Genomic DNA, 17702 nt, shown 5'->3' on the forward strand with positions numbered 1-17702 from the left:
CTTGGCGTCCGGGCACGAAAAAGCGCGGCCGGAGCCGCGCTTCTGGTCTTACGTTGATCGCGCGGCAGGAAGCCGCCGACGGCCGGGGTGCGGCCGTCGGCGTATCGCTTACGGTGCGACGATGTTCACCGAGTAGACCGAGGTGTTGTTGCCCGGCAGCTGGTCGGTGGTGGTGGTCGAACTCACGCTGCTGGTCATGCTCATGCTGCTCTGGACGAGATGCGACGGCGCGACACCGGAGAACGTGAAGGTGTGGCGGCCGTTCACCGCGAAGCTGCCGGTGAGCGTGCAGACGATCGAGAAACCGCCCGCCGTGGTGTTGCGCGGGCAGGTCCAGCCGGCGGGTGCGATCACGCTGGCGTTGGCCAGCGGGATGGTGCCGGTGAAGGTCACGACCGCCTGCGGCACCGCGTTCGGGCCGGTGTTGCGCACCGGCACCGAGAACAGCGCCGTGCGACCGCTGCGGATGAAGCCGGACGGGCCGCCGACCATGCGCAGCGAGAGGTCCGCGTTGGGCAGGACGACGACGACCGCAGCCACCGCGACCTGGGCCGAGGCCGAGTTGTCGGCATTGGCGGGGTCGTTGGTCTGCGAAGTCACCGCAGCGGCCAGACTCAGCGTGCTGGCGACCGGCAGCGACGGTGCGGTCACGGCGGCACTGAACGTGGCCGAGCCGCCGTTGGCGAGCGATGCCGCAGTGCAGGTCACGGTGGTGGTGCCGCCTGCCTGTACCGGTGCGGCACAGGTCCAGCCTGCGGGCGCGGTGACGGTGACCGGTACCAGCGCATCGAACACCAGCGCGACGCTGGGGAACGCAGCCTCGTCCGTGCCGGCATTGTTCACGCTGGCGGTGAAGGTGGCGATGCCGCCAGCGGCGACGTTGGCCGGGCTGGCGCCAGCGGTGATCGACAGATTCGCGCTGGTGAAGCCGGGCACCGTGATACGCACGCGCACCGGGTCGTGATCGGACACGCGCAGGGCGGTACCGGCGATACCGAAATGATGCTCGCCGAACTCGGAGTTGATCCGGGCATGGTCGACTTCGATATCGGCCGCGTCGAGGAAGGCCGCTTCGTTCACCACGACATGGTCGAGGGTCTGCAGGTTGCCGTCGAACACGTACGAGTAGCGTTCGTCCTTGTCCGGCGTCAGCAGATTGCCGTTGATCAGCGGGATGGTGATCGGGCTGGCGGAATAGGTCAGGACCTGCGGTTCCGGCGTGGGGTTGCCGCCGATGATGCCCATCACATCGACATAGCCGTCGTTGTACTCGAAGGCATTGAAGTCGCCGAGCAGCACGATGTGTTCGTTCGCGTCGGCGGTCTGGCGCGCTTCCACGAGGTCCGCCAGGAATACCGCCTGCTGCGCGCGCTTGGCGCTGACGCGCGCGTTTTCGGTCGGCCAACCGTTGCTGCCCGGGGTCGCATCGCCGACGCCGTTGAGCGAACGCAGGTGGTTGATGAACGCGGTGACCGGGTAGGTCCCGCCGTTCTGGTGGTGCACGATGGCGCGCAGCATCAGCGGCGGACGGTCGTTGAGCAGGCTGGTGCTGCCGTCCGGGTTCGACAACAGCGTGTCCTTGCCGAACTGGGTGACTTCGAGCACTTCGACCCGCGCGACGCTGCCGACGCTGCGGTTGCTGACCAGGAAGCCGACGTTGATGCCGCCGACGTCGTTGCCCTGCACGAGATACGGCACGTAGCCCGGCGCGGTCGCGCAGGTGGCGTTGATGCGGTCGGCCAGCAGGCCGAGCACGCGCAGGTTCTCGACTTCGACCACGCCGAGGATGTCCGGCGTCTTCAGGTAATCGCAGATCGCCAGCGAGGTCTTGGTCAGGCGCTTGTCGAGTGCGGCTGCCGTGAGCGTCGGCGCGCCGTTGCTGTTGTTCACTTCGTCGAAGAAGCGCAGCAGGTTGAAGGCGCCGATGGTCACGTCCGCATTGCCGGCCGTGGACACGGCGGCCGGGATCTTGCCGCCGCTGACGACGAGGCCGCCGGTCGGATCGGGCAGGACCGCCCACGCGCCGCTGAAATAATCCATCACGCCGACCATCGAGTCGATCTGCGTTTCGGCGTCGATCGCGACAGCGGTTGCGCCGATCTGGCCACGGCTGCGGACCATGATGCGTTCGGCGTTGTGATCGAAGCGCGGCGGATCCTTGCCTGCGGGAATCGGGAACAGGTCGAGGATGTCGATGCCTTCCTCGCGGAACGGACGCGCCACGCCCGACAGCACGATATGGAAGACGCCGGTGGTGGTGGCGGTCGCGCTGGACTCGGTGATGTTGCCTTCCGCACCGGTGGTCGCCAGCGCATTGGTCGCGCTCACGCGCATGCCTTCGAACTTCTCGGCGGTGCCCGGCGTCGACGTGTCGTCGAAGTCGGCGCTGGTCAGCGCGATCGGTGCAGGCAGCGTATTGCCCGAGGACAGCACCTGGATCGCGGTGACGAAACCGAGTTCGGTGATCGACAGCTGGTTGAGGTTGGTGCTGGGCGTGAACTCGGTGACCGTACCGGTGACGCGGACGCGGTTGCCCACGGCGGCGGTGGCCGGCGGCGCGGTGGAGGTGAAGATGAAGATGCCTTCCGAGGTGTTCGGGTCGGCGTCGATTTCGGCGTCGCTGGTCTGCAGGAAGAAGCCGTTGTTGAACTTCTGCGCGGTGACGATGCCTTCGGTGGTGACGATGGCGCCATTCACCGGCGAGGTCAGGCCGCTGCCCTGGATCTGCGCGATCGAGACGACGGTGACATCGTCGTTCTGGATCGTGCCGAGGCCTTCGTTGTCGGCGATCGTCGCGCCGGTGGCGGCGGTGACGCGCACGAAGAAGGTTTCGTTCGCCTCGCTGACGGTGTCGCCGGTGACGAGGATGTCGACGGTGGTCGAGGTCGCGCCTTCGGCGATGGTGACCGTACCGCTGTTGGCGGTGTAGTCGCTGCCTGCGATCGCGGTACCGTCTGCAGTGGTGTAGTTGATGGAGACGCCGCCGACGCCGGCCGGCGCGCTCAGACCGAAGCCGAAGCTCATCGTCGTAGTGCCGGCGTCGCCCTCGAAGATGCTGACATCGCTGACCGCAAGCAGCGGCGTCGACGAGCCACCGCACACGTTCAGCGCGGTCGCGCTGTTGCGCGGCGCGGCTGCGCCGGTGGCGAAGTCGGCGCCGTTGTTGTTGCTGTCCGTGCAGCCGTTGCCGGCGCGCAGCACCGCGAGGGTGTTGCTCGGCGCCGGGGTCGGCGCGGTTTCGGAACAGTTGGCGGTGCCGAAACCGACGAAATCGACGACCGTGCCGCCGAGCGGGCAGGCACCGGTCAGCGAGGTCTGGCTGTTGACCAGGGCGACCTTGCCGGCGGTGCCGCTCATCGCAATGGTGCCGGTGGCGTCAGGCGTGGGCAGCGGCAGCGCGGTGGTGCTGGCGCCGTCGGCCTGCTTCACCAGATAGTAGGCGCCGGCCGGGATCGAACCGCTGAGGTTGGTCCGCGCCCAGGTCGTGCCGGTGGACGACGCGTACTGCACCGACCAGGTCGACAGATCGACGGCGGTCGCGCCGTTGTTGTGCAGTTCGATGAAGTCGCTGCGATAGGTGGCGCCGGTGTTGCCGCCGCCACCGTGGAGCTGGCTGACGACGACCTGGGCGTGAGACGCCCCGGCATACAGAATAAGACCGGCCGCCAATACGCGACCCATGAGACGAAGCATGGTGATCCCCCGATCCGGATGTGATGCCGCAGCAGAGCGTGCGGACTGCGAAGTGTGACGGAAATCCTCCCTGATGTGGGTTTCAATCCGATGACCGGCCGCTCGTCGGAAAGAGCGCGGCCCGTTCATCAAATCAACAAGTTGGAGCCTGCACTTGATATGACATGGTAGATGGCGGGTCTAAACCACCATCCTGTCGCACGGAATCAAAAGCCGTGCGAACAAAAAAAGCGCGGCCAAGGCCGCGCTCTTGAAGAGAATGGGGATGGCTGCAGACCGTTCATATCGACACAGGATCAGTCCTCCGGGCCCTCATCGTCGTCACCCGGGGGGCCATTGATGTTTTGGCGCCGCCTCGATGTGTTGTTGTCCCTGTTCGAATCCTTGACGTAGGCGCTGTCGATCGTCGCTTTGAGATTCAGCTTGTTCCTGTCGCGAGGCGGCGCAACGACCTGCAGAAAGAACACGCTCGGCGATTGCCCGCGCGGCGCCAATTCGGCTCCGTAGATACAGTTGATCTTGAAATCCGTCGTGCTGTAGTCCCCTTCGCAGCTCCAGTTGCCGGAGTCGCCGAACGTCACGTTTTCGAATGGGGCATCAACTGCGATCGACACGGTCGGAGTCCATGCGGCATCGCGGCCCCGGTTGTCGAGCGTGAGCACGAACTCCGCGACGTCGCCCGGACGGTAGGGACCTGTCGGACCGCCCGACCATTTCGCCGACAGATCCGCGTCCGCAAGCTTCACCGCGACCGAACGCGCGCTGCTGTCGTTGCCCGGATTGTCGTCGGTGCCGATGCTGCTGATCGTCGCGGCCACGTTCAATCCATCGGCATCGGGCAGTGGCGTTCTGATCTGCAGATTGAACACCGCATTCGCGCCGACAGCGATTTCTTCGACAGGGTTGATGCATTCGACGACGAAACGCGAGAGATCGCTATCGTCCCGCTGGCACGCCCAATCGGCCGGCGCTTCGATCGTGACGTCGTTGGCCGGGGCGTCCGCGGTGATGATCAGCGAAGAACGTTGCGCCGGGTCGGGGCCGGCGTTGCTCACGGTCAGCGTGAATTCGCCGATCAATCCGCTGCGTAGAGGCGCCTTCGGCGTTTTCGTCCATTGCACGGACAGGTCGGAATTCGCCAGCCTCACCGGCAACGACAACAGTGCCTCGTTGTTGGCGGGGTTGGTGTCGGAGCCTGGCCCGGTGACGGTCGCGGACAGATTCATCCCATCCGCATCGGCTGCCGGTACTGTCCCGGATACCGAGAAGGTCTTGATCGCGCCGGCCGGGAAGTGGCCGACCGTCGGAATGAAGCTCTCCAACTGACACACGGTACGGAAAGTCGGCGAAGTGAAATCGGGCTGGCAGAACCAACCCTCGGGTTGACCGGCAGGATTCGCGATCAAGGTTCCGGACGGGGCATCGGCGGTGAATACGATCTTGGGCGCCCAGGACGGATCGGGACCGGGATTGCGCACGGTGAGGATGAATTCGCTCTGGGCGCCGGCGGCCAACGGTGCCGACGGCACGCCCGTCCATTGCGCCGACAGATCGGTGTCGGCCGCTACCGCCAATGCACCTGTCGAGGCGTTGTTGTCGGCAATGACGGGGTCGGTGATTTGCGAGCGTACGGCGGTCACGAACTGCACAGTCTGTCCCGTTGTTTCAGGGGTCAGTTCGAAGGTCATTGTGAAGGTCGCGCTTGCGCCGGAAGCCAGCGTCGAGGCCGTGCAGACCGCAGTGGTGTCGAAACCACCGCTGGAGATCGGCGAAGGGCCGCAGCTCCAACCCGAGGGAGCGGCGATGTCGTAATTCACGCTCGTCGTTCTTGGGCCAAAGACCAGGAGCGACACCGCCGGGAACTGGGCGTCGCTCGGCCCGTCGTTGTTCGCGGTCACAGTGAAGCCGAGCGGTTGGCCGACGCGCGGCGTCACCGGATTCACGTTCGTGATCGCGACGCGCAGGTCAGCGCTGCGGAAGCCCGGCACCGAAATCGCGATGCGCACGGGATCGCGGTTCGATGCTCGAATTGCAGTATTGGGTTCGCCAAGACGATGCGTACCGAAATCGGTATTGATGCGCGCGTGTTCGACACGAATATCTTCCGCACCCATCACGACCGCCGAATTCAACAGGATGTGATCGAACGCCAGGGCATTGCCATCGGCGATTTGATCATAGCGTTCGGTCGGATCGATGATGAATTCAGCGCCGTCGATCAGCGGAAATGAAAGTGGGCTGCTGGCGTACGTGATGACCTGATCTTGCGCAGCAGCATTCCCGCGGAGGACACCCATTACGTCGGCGTAACCATCGTTGAATCCATAGGCATTGAAGTTTCCGAGCAGAATGATGCGCTCATTCGGAAGTGCAACCTGACGCGATTGAACGACGTTCGCAAGATACGCCGCCTGCGACAGGCGCAAGGCGCGAACACGCTCACCGACGGTTGTCCAACCGTTGCTGCCGACCGACCTGCTGCCGACATCGGCGATCGACTGGAGATCGTTGACGATGACCGTGAGTGGATACGATGCGCCAGTGCTTTGAACGGCGGTGGCCTGCATCATGAGCGGCGGTCGGGCGAACAGCGGAACGGTGGTCCCGTCCGGGTTGGTGAAAACTTCGTTCTTGCCGAGTTGGCTGAGCGTGGAAGGAACGATCCGCTCCTGTCCACCCATGACGCGGCGACTGAACAGGAAGCCGACATTGGTCCCGCTGGCATCGTTGCCCGGAAGCAAGGCGGCGGCATACCCTGGTCCAGCAGCGCATGTTGCATTGACGCGTTCCGCCAACAGGTTGAGTGCACGCAGGTTTTCAGCTTCGACGATGCCGACGATATCCGGCGTCTTGAGGTAATCGCAGAGGGCCAGCGAGGTTTTGGTCAGGCGTTTATCGAAGGCTTCCGCCGTCAGCGTGGGAGCGCCGTTGTTGTCGTTCACTTCGTCGAAGAAACGGAACAGATTGAAACTGCCGATGGTGACATCTTCGGCGCGCGGGTTGCCGACGGCTTGAGCCGTGATTGAACCGGTTACCGTTCCCGAGCCGATATCCGGGAGCAACGCCCAACTGCCCAAATAGTAATCGAGCACACCAGTCATGTTGTCGACCGTCGCACCGGTATTGACGGCAAGAGCAGGCGCTCCGAGTTGACCATTGCTACGGACGGTCAAGCGCTCGTTGTTGTGATCGAAACGCGGAGGAGCCTTGCCGGCCGGCACGGGGAATGTGTCATACACGTCAATGCCGGGTTCGCGAAATGTACGAGGAACGCCGGGCAGCACGAGCCGGAATATGCCGGCCGTGGTTGCCGTGGCGGTGATTTCGTCGATGAACCCGGTGGACGCGCCTACAACTCGCGCACCGTCGACGCGCACGCGCATCGCCTCGTATTTCTCGACATTGTCAATCGCGGAGCCGGGCGCCAGATCGGCACCGGTCAGCGTAATGGCTTCCGGCAAGGCGACGCCGCTTTCGAGCAGATCAAGCGTGGAGATGGATCGAATCTGGGTGATCGTGGCAGCAGTCGGATCGCTGGCCGCTTGCCGTTGTTCGGTCACTACACCGCTGATGCGAATGCGTGCACCCGTTTGAAGCCAGCTTGGCAGGCCAGATGAAAATACGTAGAGGCCCTCGGAGGTCGCCGGATTGCCATCGTCGTGCGTGCTTTGCAAGAAGAATGCGTTGCCCGCTGGTCTCATTGCGGTGACGACGCCTTCGGTCGTCACCAACTGTCCGTTCAGGGGTGAGGTTGCACCGCTGCCCTGAATTTGAGAAATGGGCGTGATGACGTTCGAAGTGTCGTCATTGATGATCGTACCGGTGGCGATGAGATCGCCCGCGATCGCGCCGCTGATATCGGACAGCTCGAGTTGAAAGGTTTCGTCCGCTTCGACGCTCGGGTCGGCGTAGATGGCGATCGACCACCATACGGCTGTTTGGCCTTCCAGAATGTAGCCCACCACGGACTGCGCGTTATAGTCCGCGTTGATGCTGCCGGACTCATTGCCATTGGCCGTGCCTGGTATCGTTCTGAGCGCGAATCTGATCCCGCCGGGGCCGGCCGGCTCGCTGAGCGAGATCACGAACGGGCTCATTTGCGTGAACGTGTTCGGGCGAGTGCCCTCGACGACGGAAGCGTCGTAGATATTGATGGTCGGCAATGGGCCCGTGTGGCAAAGCCGCGCTTCGCTTTGCGTGTTGCGCGGGGCGGGTGCGCCGGTTACGAAACTCTCCACGTCGGTATGGTAGAAGCAGCCATCGAGCTTACGAAACAACGATGTCGTGTCGGTCAATGCCGAAGTGGGCAGGTAATCCGCGCACTGGGCAGTGCCGAAGCCGACCACATCGACGGTTGGCCACCCGGGTGTTTCCAATGGGCAACCCACACTGTCAAGCACGGTCTGCGTGTTTCGCAACATCAGGGTGCCGCCAGCGTTGTTCATCGTGATCGTGCCGATGGCGTCGTAAGCTGGGAGTGACGGCGCGCTCGCATCGCTGCCGTCGGCCAGTTTGACCAGGTAGAAACCACCAGGCGCGATGCTGCCGCCGAGATTCGTGCTTTGCCAGGGACCAGGCGCGTAGGCCTCTTCGGCGTACTGCAGCGACCAACCCGTCAGATCGATGCTGGTATCGCCGTTGTTGTGCAGCTCGATGAAGTCGCTGCGATAAGCGGCCCCGCTGCTGCCGCCACCGCCGTAGATCTGACTGATCACCACATGGGCGTTGACGCTGCCTGCGGCGCAAAGCAATGCAGCCGCAACGAAGCGGATCATGATCTGAAACATGCGTATTCCCCTGAGTCTTGATGGACAGCTGCAAAGCGACTGACGGTTTCCTGAAAAACGCACGTCATGCGCGTTTTTCAATTCGCGAGTCCGAGGCATGCCCCGACCTGCTTCTCAAGAATCAAGTGCTCGCGCACAAGACCCTTCGCCGCGACTATCCATGGCCGCCCTCGCTTGATTGTTCTTCGACAGCCTGCGAGTGGCCGATGGATTGTGACCTAAAGCTGACCGGCAATCAAAACACCGGCTGGCGTTACCGCCATATGGTCCAGCCGGCGGCGATGCAAGCTCATTGTTTTTCCATGAAATCAATCGTTTAAGCGAATGCTCTTGGCGCGAATGCCGCCGATGCGGTGATTTCCGAGGTCTGGATGGAGTAGCCTGAGACATGACCATCGACCAGAACGAACGCCCGCTCGAAGCAGGCATCCATACCGACCTCGCCGGCCGCATGACCTACGGCGGCTATCTGCAGCTGGACCGGCTGCTGAGCGCCCAGCACCCGCTGTCGGATCCGCCCCACCACGACGAGATGCTGTTCATCGTCCAGCATCAGGTGGCCGAGCTGTGGATGAAGTTGCTTGGCCACGAATTGACTGCGGCGGTCGACCATCTGCGCAACGACCGCGTCTGGCAGTTCGGCAAGGCGGCGGCGCGCTGCAAGCGCGTGCAGGAACAGCTCACCGCGATGTGGTCGGTGCTGGAGACGCTGACGCCGTCGGAGTACATGGAGTTCCGCGATGTGCTTGGGCCGTCGTCCGGATTCCAGTCGCTGCAGTACCGAAGTATCGAATTCCTGATGGGCAACAAGAACGCGGCGATGCTGCGGGTGTTCGAGTACGACCCCGCGGTACAGGCGCGGCTGCGCGCAGTGCTGGAGGCGCCGAGTCTCTACGATGAATTCCTGCGTTATCTGGCGCGCTGGGGACACGCGGTGCCGGCGCAGCACATCGAACGCGACTGGACCCGTGCGCACGTCCACGATCCCGCGCTGGTACCGGTGTTCGAGCGCATCTACGAGGACACCGGCAGCTACTGGCGCGAATACTCGCTGTGCGAGGACATGGTCGATCTCGAAACCCAGTTCCAGATCTGGCGTTTCCGCCATCTGCGCACGGTGATGCGGGTGATCGGCTTCAAGCGCGGCACCGGCGGTTCCAGCGGTGCGGGTTTCCTCAAGCAGGCGCTCGATCTGACGTTCTTCCCGGAACTGTTCGACGTGCGCACGGTCGTCGGCCCCGCGCGCTGATCGCGCGCCTCGCGCAGAGATCACGGACATGATCGATCTGCCGGATATCGACACGACACCGGTCTCGGTCGCCGCGTTCGCGCTGGCCATCGCCGTGCTGGTATGGGCCGCGCGCGGATTGCCCTGGTACAAGCTTCGCGACGATCCCGAAGCGCAACGCGTGCTGTTGCTGACCACCGCGGCCCTGATCGCCATGCGCTGGTTCAATACCGATGCCCTGGCAGGCGTCCATCTGCACTTCATCGGTGCGACCGTGGCCTGCCTGATGTTCGGGCCGCGCTTCGCGCTGTGGTCGATGGCGGTGGTGAGTCTGGCCGCCTGGGTGATGGGCAGCGTCTGGCAGGGCTGGGGTCCGGATTTCCTCGTCTGCGGCGCGTTGGCGGTCGCGACGACCGAGGCGGTGGGCCACTACATCGAGAAGAAATTGCCGTCCAACCCGCTGGTCTACGTCTGGGTACGCGGTTTTCTCGGCGGCGCACTGGCCATCGCCGCGTCGAACCTGGCCAAGGCCGGGGTTGCCTGGTCGCTCGATGACGCTGCGATCGAGGCCTATCTGATCGCGACGCCGCCGATGATGTTCGGTGAAGGTTTCTTCTGCGGCGGCGCGATGGCGTTGATCGTGGTCTATCGCCCGCAGTGGTGCGCGAGTTTCGACGACGCCCGTTACCTGCGCCCGCGCTGAGCCGCCGTTTGACCTCGATTGGCCTGTCGACCGATGGCATTGCCGCCATGTCGGTCCGCTGCCGGACGCATGCGCCATGAAACCCGGTGCCCGCAGGCGATGCTGCGGTGCAGCAGCGGCAGGTCGGTTTGACGCATGCGCACCGGGTCGGTCATTCTCCGCCGGCCCGCTGTGTCGACAGGGGTTTCGACGCGTGTACCCTCAATTTCCGTATTTCAAATCAAAGAGAGAACCCGCATGAGCGGAGCGACAACCACCTCTGGCCCACCGGCCATCCCCGAGTTCAAGCAGGTGATGGGGCATCCCAAGCCGCTGTGGATGCTGTTCATGACCGAGTTCTGGGAACGCTTCGCGTTCTACGGCATCCGCTGGGCATTGACGCTGTACATCGTCGCCCAGTTCTACAACGGCGATGCCGCCGGCCAGAAGCCCGCCAGCTTCACCTACGGCGCGTACCTGGCGCTGGTCTATGCGGGTGCGATCTTCGGCGGCTACATCGCCGACCGCGTGATCGGTTACCAGCGTTCGATCCTGCTCGGCGCGGTGGTGATGGCTGCCGGCCTGTTCATGATCTCGATGCCGAGCGAACAGATCTTCAAGTTCGGCCTCGCGACGATCATCGTCGGCAACGGTCTGTTCAAACCGAACATCTCGACCATGGTCGGCAAGCTCTACGGGGTGACCGACGAGCGGCGCGACTCGGGTTTCACGATTTTCTACATGGGCATCAATGCCGGCGCGTTCATCGCACCGATCCTGACCCAGATCCTCGCCGAGAAAGTCTTCGGCACCGATGCGATGCCGGCCTACAAGGTCGTCTTCATCGCCGCCGGTATCGGCATGCTGGTCAGCCTGTTCTGGTTCTGGGTCGGTCGCAGCCAGCTCGAAGGCATCGGCGCACCGCCGGCCGACGCGCAGGGCATGCAGCGCACCATGCTGGTGGCCGTGGGCGCCGCACTGGCGATCCCGGTCGTCTACTTCCTGCTCGCGCTGGGTGCGGACAAGCTGCAGTACTGGGTGTTGACGCCGATGTTCATCGGTCTCGCCGCGATGCTGTTCATCGAGGGCGTGCGCAACGGCGGCGAAGCGCGCGACAAGGTGATCGCGATGCTGATCATCTTCGCCTTCAACATCCTGTTCTGGATGTTCTTCGAACAGGCCGGCAGTTCGTTCAACTTCCTCGCCGAAAACATCGTCGACCGCACCCTCGGCAGCTGGGAATTCCCGACCGCGTGGTTCCAGTCGGTGAACTCGATCGCGATCATCGTGCTGGCGCCGGTCATCGCCTGGATCTGGGTGAAGATGGGTCGTCGCAATCCGTCGATTCCGCGCAAGTTCGGCCTCGGCCTGCTGTTCAACGGCCTCGCCTTCCTGCTGCTGATGTTCGCGCTGTCCTCGCTGATCGATCCGACCAGCATGAAGATCCCGTTCTGGACGCTGTTCATGGTCTACGTCATCCAGTCGGTGGGCGAGCTGTGCCTGTCGCCGATCGGCCTGTCGATGGTGACCAAACTGGCGCCGGTGCGCCTGGTCGGCCTGGGCATGGGCGGCTGGTTCCTGTCGACCGGTATCGGCAACAACCTGTCGGGCATCTTCGCCGGCCACGTCAGCGGCGAAGGCGGCATGACCACGGCGTCGGCGCTGTCGGGCTACACCTTCGGTTTCTGGGCGCTGCTCGGCGCCGGTCTGGTGCTGTTCCTGATCGCGCCGCTGGTGCAGAAGCTGATGCACGGCGTGAAATAAGCCGCGAGATCTTCATCCGACGCAACAGACAACGGCGGCTTCGGCCGCCGTTGTCGTTTCCGCGTCCGCGCGCGGTTCAGTCGTTGCCGGTGTCGGCGCCGATCAGATCCTGCAGACCCTGGCTCAGCTTGGTCAGCATCCCGTCGAGCAAGCGCCTGTCGTCGGCGCTGAAATGCGCCAGCAGCGCGCGCTCGCGGGCCAGCGCCAGCGGCACGACCTCATCGTAGATGCCATAACCCGCTTCGCTCAATTCCAGCACGGAGCGACGGCGATCGTTGCCGTGGGTGTCGCGCTGCACCAGGCCGCGTTCGAGCAGTCGTGCGAGGGTGCGGCTGACCGCGACCTTGTCCATCGCCGTGCGTTCGGCGACACCGTTGGCCGATAGTCCCGGATGCCGTCCGAGCACCGCGATCGCGCGCCACTCGGGGATACCGATGCCGAACCGTTCCACATAGGTTTCGGCGATGGTCTGGCTGATGCGGTTCGACAACACGCTGAGCCGGTAGGGCAGGAAATGCTCCAGATCGAGCAGGGCGTGAGTGTCAGGCATGGCGATGGTTCTCGGGCGAAACGGGCGGCGGCATCGGTGCACATGATCATGCGCCGTGGCCGGCTTGCATATGGTTTCAAGTGAAACTATATTCCCGGATCGCTGCCGTCCTCCAGCGAGCGCAACCTTCCAGCACCGCCCAGCCATTCAGGAAGCACGTCCATGAACGCACAGTCCTCGCCCGGCATACCGCTGACCACGTTCGAAAACCCGATGGGCATCGACGGCTTCGAGTTCGTCGAGTTCGCCGCGCCTCCCGGGCAGGCCGCGGAGCTGCACGACTACCTGCGCAAGATGGGCTTCGTGAAAGTCGCACGGCACAAGACCCGCGCGATCAGCACCTATCGGCAGGGCGATTGCACGTTCCTGATCAACGAAGATCCCGATTCCTTCGCCGCCGATTTCGCCGCCAAGCACGGCCCCTGCGCCTGCGGCTTCGCGATCCGCGTCAACAAGCTGGCCGAATGGGTGCGGGTGCAGGCGCTGAAGAACGGCGCCACGCCGATCACCAACAAGGAATTGACCAAGGCCGTCGCCGCGCCGGTGATCGAAGGCATCGGCGGCTGCATGCTGTACATCGTCGACCGTTACGACGACAAGGGCACGATCCACGATCCGGATTACGAATGGCTGCCGGGCGCGGAGATGATGCCGAAGGGGCTGGGCCTGACCTTCATCGACCACCTCACCCACAATCTCTATTTCGGCAACATGGAGAAGTGGTCGAACTACTACGAGCGACTGTTCAATTTCCGCGAGATCCGCTACTTCGACATCAAGGGCGCCAAGACCGGCCTGCTGTCGAAGGCGATGACCGCGCCGGACGGCATCGTCCGCATTCCGCTGAACGAATCATCCGATCCGAAATCGCAGATCAACGAATACCTGCAGCAGTACAACGGCGAAGGCATCCAGCACATCGCCTGTTTCACCGCCGACATCTACGCCACCGTCGAAGCGATGCATGCGGCGGGCATCCAGTTCCTCGACACGCCGGACACCTATTTCGATGTCGTCGACGAACGCGTGCCGGGCCACGGCGAGGATCTTCCGCGCCTGCGCGAGAACAAGATCCTGATCGACGCCGATCCGGGCGATTCGCAGCGCAAACTGCTGCAGATCTTCACCCAGAACGCGATCGGCCCGATCTTCTTCGAGATCATCCAGCGCAAGGGCAACGAGGGTTTCGGCGAAGGCAATTTCAAGGCGCTGTTCGAGAGCATCGAGCGCGATCAGATGCGACGTGGTTTCCTCTGACCCCACGTCTTTCATAGGGTGCGCCTCGGCGCACCGTTTCGACCATGGGTGCGCCCGGGCGCACCGTTTCGACGATCGATGATTCGGCACCGGTGCGCCGAGGCGCACCCTATTCGGGGCACACCATGAAATCCAACGGCTATCAATCCGGTTTCGGCAACGAATTCGCCAGCGAAGCGATTGCCGGCACGCTGCCGATCGGCCGCAACTCGCCGCAGCGGGTCGCGCACGGCCTGTACGCGGAGCAGATCAACGGCACCGCGTTCACCGCGCCCCGGCACCAGAACCACCGCACGTGGACGTACCGCATCCGTCCGGCGGCGATCCACGGCGGTTTCGTGGCGCACGCGCATCCCGGTTTCAACGGCGATTTCGGCGAGGGTCCGGTGCCGCCGGACCAGTTCCGCTGGAGCCCGCTGCCGTTGCCGGGCACCGATGCCGCAGCGGCGCCGATCGATTTCATCGACGGCATGTTCACCATGGCCGGCAACGGCTCGGCCGCCGCGATGTCCGGCGTCGCCATCCATCTGTACGCGGCGAATCGCGACATGCAGGGCCGGTTCTTCTACAACGCAGACGCGGAAATGCTGATCGTGCCGCAGCAGGGGCGTCTGGACATCGATACCGAACTGGGCGTGATCGAGATCGAACCGCAGGAGATCGCGGTGATTCCGCGCGGCATCCGCTTCCGCGTATCGCTGCCCGACGGTGTTGCGCGCGGCTACGTGTGCGAGAACTTCGGTGCGTTCCTGCGCATCCCGGATCTCGGCCCGATCGGCAGCAACGGCTTGGCCAATCCGCGCGACTTCCTCACCCCGAACGCGGCGTTCGAGGATGTCGAAGGCGATTTCGAGTTGATCGCGAAATTCCAGGGCCATCTGTGGCGCGCGCCGATCGGTCATTCGCCGCTCGACGTGGTCGGCTGGCACGGCAACCACGCGCCGTACAAATACGATCTGCGCCGCTTCAACACCATCGGCTCGATCAGCTACGACCATCCCGATCCGAGCATCTTCCTGGTGCTCAGTTCGCCGACCGATTCGGCCGGTGTCGGCAATCTGGATTTCGTGATCTTCCCGCCACGCATCCTCGCGATGGAAAACACCTTCCGTCCGCCATGGTTCCACCGCAACATCGCCAGCGAGTTCATGGGCCTGATCCACGGCGTCTACGACGCGAAGGCCGATGGTTTCGCGCCCGGCGGCTGTTCGATCCACAACTGCATGACCGGACACGGCCCGGACGCGGCGACGTTCGAGAAGGCATCGAATAGCGACACTTCCAAACCCGATTACATCCGCGACACCATGGCCTTCATGTTCGAGACCCGCGCCACGATCCGCCCGACCCGGCAGGCGCTGGACGCCGCGCATCGCCAGCGCGAGTACCAGCAGTGCTGGGCCGGGTTGCAGAAGCACTATCGCGGCTGACCGGTCCGATCCGCTGCGGACGCGCCGCGCGCCCGTGCCCCTGCGATGCCATCTGGCATAGAATCGGTCGGACGACTTCGAGGGAGACGGCGCGATGATCATGGCACTCGGCTGGTGCGTACTGGCGTTGGTGATGCTGGCGCTGGGCGGCGATTCGGTGTTGAAGGGTGCCTCCGGGCTGTCGCGCCGCTTCGGCTGGTCGCCGTTCGTGACCGGGCTGTTGCTGGTCGCCTTCGGCACCTCGATTCCCGAGCTCGCGGTCAACGCGCGCGCGTTCGTCACCGGCAGCCAGAGTCTCGCGCTCGGCAATGCCATCGGCAGCAATATCGTCAACTTCGGTCTCACCCTTGGTCTCGCCGCGATCGTCGCGCCGCTGGTGGTGCGCTGGCGTGCGCTGGCGCCGCTGCTGATCTGCCTGATCGCCGCCACCATCGCCCTGATCGCGCTCGGCTACGACGGCGTGCTGACCCGCGTCGAAGGCCTGATCTTCGTCGCCGCATTCTTCGTGGTGGTGACCATCGCGGTGATCCGCAGCCGGCGCGAAACGCCCGAACTGCAGGATGAGATTTCCGGCTATCTCAAGACCGGCGATGGCCTCGGCCTGAATCTGCTGCGTTTCGGCATCGGCGCCGTGCTGCTGTATTTCGGCGCGGCCTGGCTGGTGCAGCACGCGCCGATCGTCGGTACCGCCTGGGGCATGACCCCGCTGCTCACCGGCCTGATCGTCATTGCCATCGCCACCGCGCTGCCCGAGGCGGTCGCTGCGATGTCCGCCGCCCGTCGCGGGCAGGGCGACATGGTGGTCGGCCACGTCATCGGTTCCAGCCTGTTCAATCTGCTGATCGTGGTCGGCAGCATGGCCGCGCTGCGCGATCTGCCGATTCCCGCTTCGTTCGTCGGCTTCGAATTGCCGGCGGCTTTGGCCGTCTCGCTGCTGCTGTATCCGATGCTGCGCCGCGATCTTCAGATCAGCCGTCCGGAAGGCTGGGTGCTGTTCGTCAGCTTCATCGCCTGGGTGGTGTTCGAGCTGATGCTGTCGCGCTGAAACGTCGATGACCGACGCTCCGGGCGGCATCGTCCGTACATTGCCCAGCCGTGCGGTGCGCGGTCTGCAGGAATTCTTCCGGCTGGAAGCCGCAGGCGGCATTCTGCTGATCGCTGCCGCCGCGCTGGCGATGATCTGCGCCAATTCGCCGCTGTCGTCGCTGTACGACGGTTTCCGCGAGCTGCCGGTGCAGGTGCGCGTCGGCCAACTCGATCTCGCCAAGCCGCTGCTGCTGTGGATCAACGACGGGCTGATGGCGATCTTCTTCCTGCTGGTTGCGCTGGAGATCAAGCGCGAAGTGCGCAGCGGGCAGCTGTCGAGCCGCGCGCAGCTGCTGCAGCCGCTGCTGTGCGCGTTCGCGGGCGTGGCGGTGCCGGCGCTGATCTACAGTGCGATCAATCGTGGCGATGCGCAGGCGATGCAGGGCTGGGCGATTCCCGCCGCCACCGATATCGCGTTCGCGCTCGGCATCCTCTCGCTGCTCGGTTCGCGCGCGCCGGTGGCGATGAAACTGCTGCTGTCGACCATCGCGGTGCTCGACGATCTGGTGGCGATCATCATCATCGCGCTGTTCTACACCAGCGAGCTTTCCGCAGCGGCGCTGATCGGCGCGGGCATCGCGATCGCGGTCATGTTCGCGTTGAACCGTCGCGGCGTGCGCTCGCTCACCCCGTATCTGCTGCTGGGCGCGGTGGTCTGGGTCTGCGTGCTGAAGTCGGGCGTGCATGCGACGCTGGCGGGCGTGGTCACCGGTTTGATGATCCCGCACGTCGACAAGCACGATGCGGTCGACGACGAAGTCGAGCACTCGCCGCTGGAGCATCTCGAACACGCGCTGCATCCATGGGTCGCCTACGGCATCCTGCCGCTGTTCGCGTTCGCCAACGCCGGGCTCGCGCTCGGCGGCGTCGCGCTCGAAGACGCGCTCGCGCCGGTGCCGCTCGGCATCGCGCTGGGATTGGTGCTGGGCAAGCCGATCGGCGTGATCGCAGCGGCCACGTTCGGCCACGTCACCCGGCTCGCGCCGTTCGGCGAGGGACTCGGCTTCAAGGCCATCGTCGGTCTCGGCCTGCTGTGCGGCATCGGCTTCACCATGAGCCTGTTCATCGCCTCGCTGGCGTTCGCCGACGACGGCGCCCTGTTCGAGGCGAGCGTGCTCGGCGTGCTGGTGGCCTCGGTGATCGCGGCCGTGTCCGGCTATGCGTGGTTGCGCATGGCGCTGCCGGAACCGGCCAGCGAAGCTTAGCCCGTCGCTGCCCGACGACG

The 17702-nt window shown here is 64.3% G+C and carries 11 protein-coding genes; 8 read left to right on the top strand and 3 right to left on the bottom strand.

Annotated features, from left to right (window positions below; genetic code table 11):
* Positions 1-108: 108 nt before the first annotated feature.
* Both HOP03_09535 and HOP03_09540 read right to left on the bottom strand, forming a co-directional pair.
* On the bottom strand, positions 109-3693 hold the full coding sequence (locus HOP03_09535; GenBank protein ID NOT88414.1) for a nuclease: 3585 nt from the start codon (positions 3691-3693) through the stop codon (positions 109-111).
* Positions 3694-3989: 296 nt separating this feature from the next.
* The gene (locus HOP03_09540; protein NOT88415.1) at positions 3990-8480 is read right to left on the bottom strand and encodes a hypothetical protein; all 4491 of its coding nucleotides are present in this window, start codon (positions 8478-8480) and stop codon (positions 3990-3992) included.
* A gap of 20 nt (positions 8481-8500) precedes the next feature.
* Between HOP03_09540 and HOP03_09545 the strand changes: the two genes are divergently transcribed.
* The 4 genes from HOP03_09545 (at position 8501) to HOP03_09560 (ending at position 12154) form a co-directional block, all read left to right on the top strand.
* The gene (locus HOP03_09545; GenBank protein NOT88416.1) at positions 8501-8800 is read left to right on the top strand and encodes a hypothetical protein; all 300 of its coding nucleotides are present in this window, start codon (positions 8501-8503) and stop codon (positions 8798-8800) included.
* A gap of 68 nt (positions 8801-8868) precedes the next feature.
* Positions 8869-9729 carry a tryptophan 2,3-dioxygenase gene (locus tag HOP03_09550; GenBank protein NOT88417.1) on the top strand — a complete coding sequence of 287 codons (861 nt, stop codon included), beginning with the start codon at positions 8869-8871 and terminating at the stop codon, positions 9727-9729.
* A 28-nt stretch (positions 9730-9757) separates the two neighbouring features.
* Complete coding sequence (locus HOP03_09555) at positions 9758-10411, top strand: hypothetical protein (GenBank protein ID NOT88418.1); 654 nt, start codon at positions 9758-9760, stop codon at positions 10409-10411.
* Positions 10412-10648: 237 nt separating this feature from the next.
* Complete coding sequence (locus HOP03_09560) at positions 10649-12154, top strand: MFS transporter (protein ID NOT88419.1); 1506 nt, start codon at positions 10649-10651, stop codon at positions 12152-12154.
* 76 nt (positions 12155-12230) lie between these two features.
* On the opposite strand, the gene HOP03_09565 is transcribed toward HOP03_09560, so the two are convergent.
* Entirely contained in the window at positions 12231-12704 is a 474-nt protein-coding gene (locus HOP03_09565) for a MarR family transcriptional regulator (protein ID NOT88420.1), read from the bottom strand.
* A gap of 162 nt (positions 12705-12866) precedes the next feature.
* On the opposite strand from HOP03_09565, the gene hppD reads away from it, so the two are divergent.
* The 4 genes from hppD to nhaA all read left to right on the top strand — a co-directional run bounded on the left by hppD (position 12867) and on the right by nhaA (position 17682).
* Positions 12867-13961: a 4-hydroxyphenylpyruvate dioxygenase gene (hppD, locus tag HOP03_09570; GenBank protein NOT88421.1), complete on the top strand. Its 1095-nt coding sequence runs from the start codon at positions 12867-12869 to the stop codon at positions 13959-13961.
* A gap of 125 nt (positions 13962-14086) precedes the next feature.
* A complete protein-coding gene (locus tag HOP03_09575) occupies positions 14087-15391 on the top strand; it encodes a homogentisate 1,2-dioxygenase (GenBank protein NOT88422.1) in 1305 nt (434 codons plus the stop codon).
* A gap of 94 nt (positions 15392-15485) precedes the next feature.
* Entirely contained in the window at positions 15486-16436 is a 951-nt protein-coding gene (locus HOP03_09580; protein ID NOT88423.1) for a sodium:calcium antiporter, read from the top strand.
* A 7-nt stretch (positions 16437-16443) separates the two neighbouring features.
* Complete coding sequence (gene nhaA, locus HOP03_09585; GenBank protein NOT88424.1) at positions 16444-17682, top strand: Na+/H+ antiporter NhaA; 1239 nt, start codon at positions 16444-16446, stop codon at positions 17680-17682.
* Positions 17683-17702: the final 20 nt, after the last annotated feature.

The organism is Lysobacter sp., assembly GCA_013141175.1.
In the GTDB taxonomy this organism is placed as follows: domain Bacteria; phylum Pseudomonadota; class Gammaproteobacteria; order Xanthomonadales; family Xanthomonadaceae; genus Lysobacter_I.

Coding starts and splice junctions, on each gene's coding strand:
- HOP03_09575 (NOT88422.1), top strand. CDS start 14,087: ATGAAATCCAACGGCTATCAATCCGGTTTCGGCAACGAATTCGCCAGC.
- HOP03_09560 (NOT88419.1), top strand. CDS start 10,649: ATGAGCGGAGCGACAACCACCTCTGGCCCACCGGCCATCCCCGAGTTC.
- nhaA (NOT88424.1), top strand. CDS start 16,444: ATGACCGACGCTCCGGGCGGCATCGTCCGTACATTGCCCAGCCGTGCG.
- HOP03_09550 (NOT88417.1), top strand. CDS start 8,869: ATGACCATCGACCAGAACGAACGCCCGCTCGAAGCAGGCATCCATACC.
- hppD (NOT88421.1), top strand. CDS start 12,867: ATGAACGCACAGTCCTCGCCCGGCATACCGCTGACCACGTTCGAAAAC.
- HOP03_09540 (NOT88415.1), bottom strand. CDS start 8,480: ATGTTTCAGATCATGATCCGCTTCGTTGCGGCTGCATTGCTTTGCGCC.
- HOP03_09545 (NOT88416.1), top strand. CDS start 8,501: ATGGACAGCTGCAAAGCGACTGACGGTTTCCTGAAAAACGCACGTCAT.
- HOP03_09565 (NOT88420.1), bottom strand. CDS start 12,704: ATGCCTGACACTCACGCCCTGCTCGATCTGGAGCATTTCCTGCCCTAC.
- HOP03_09555 (NOT88418.1), top strand. CDS start 9,758: ATGATCGATCTGCCGGATATCGACACGACACCGGTCTCGGTCGCCGCG.
- HOP03_09535 (NOT88414.1), bottom strand. CDS start 3,693: ATGCTTCGTCTCATGGGTCGCGTATTGGCGGCCGGTCTTATTCTGTAT.
- HOP03_09580 (NOT88423.1), top strand. CDS start 15,486: ATGATCATGGCACTCGGCTGGTGCGTACTGGCGTTGGTGATGCTGGCG.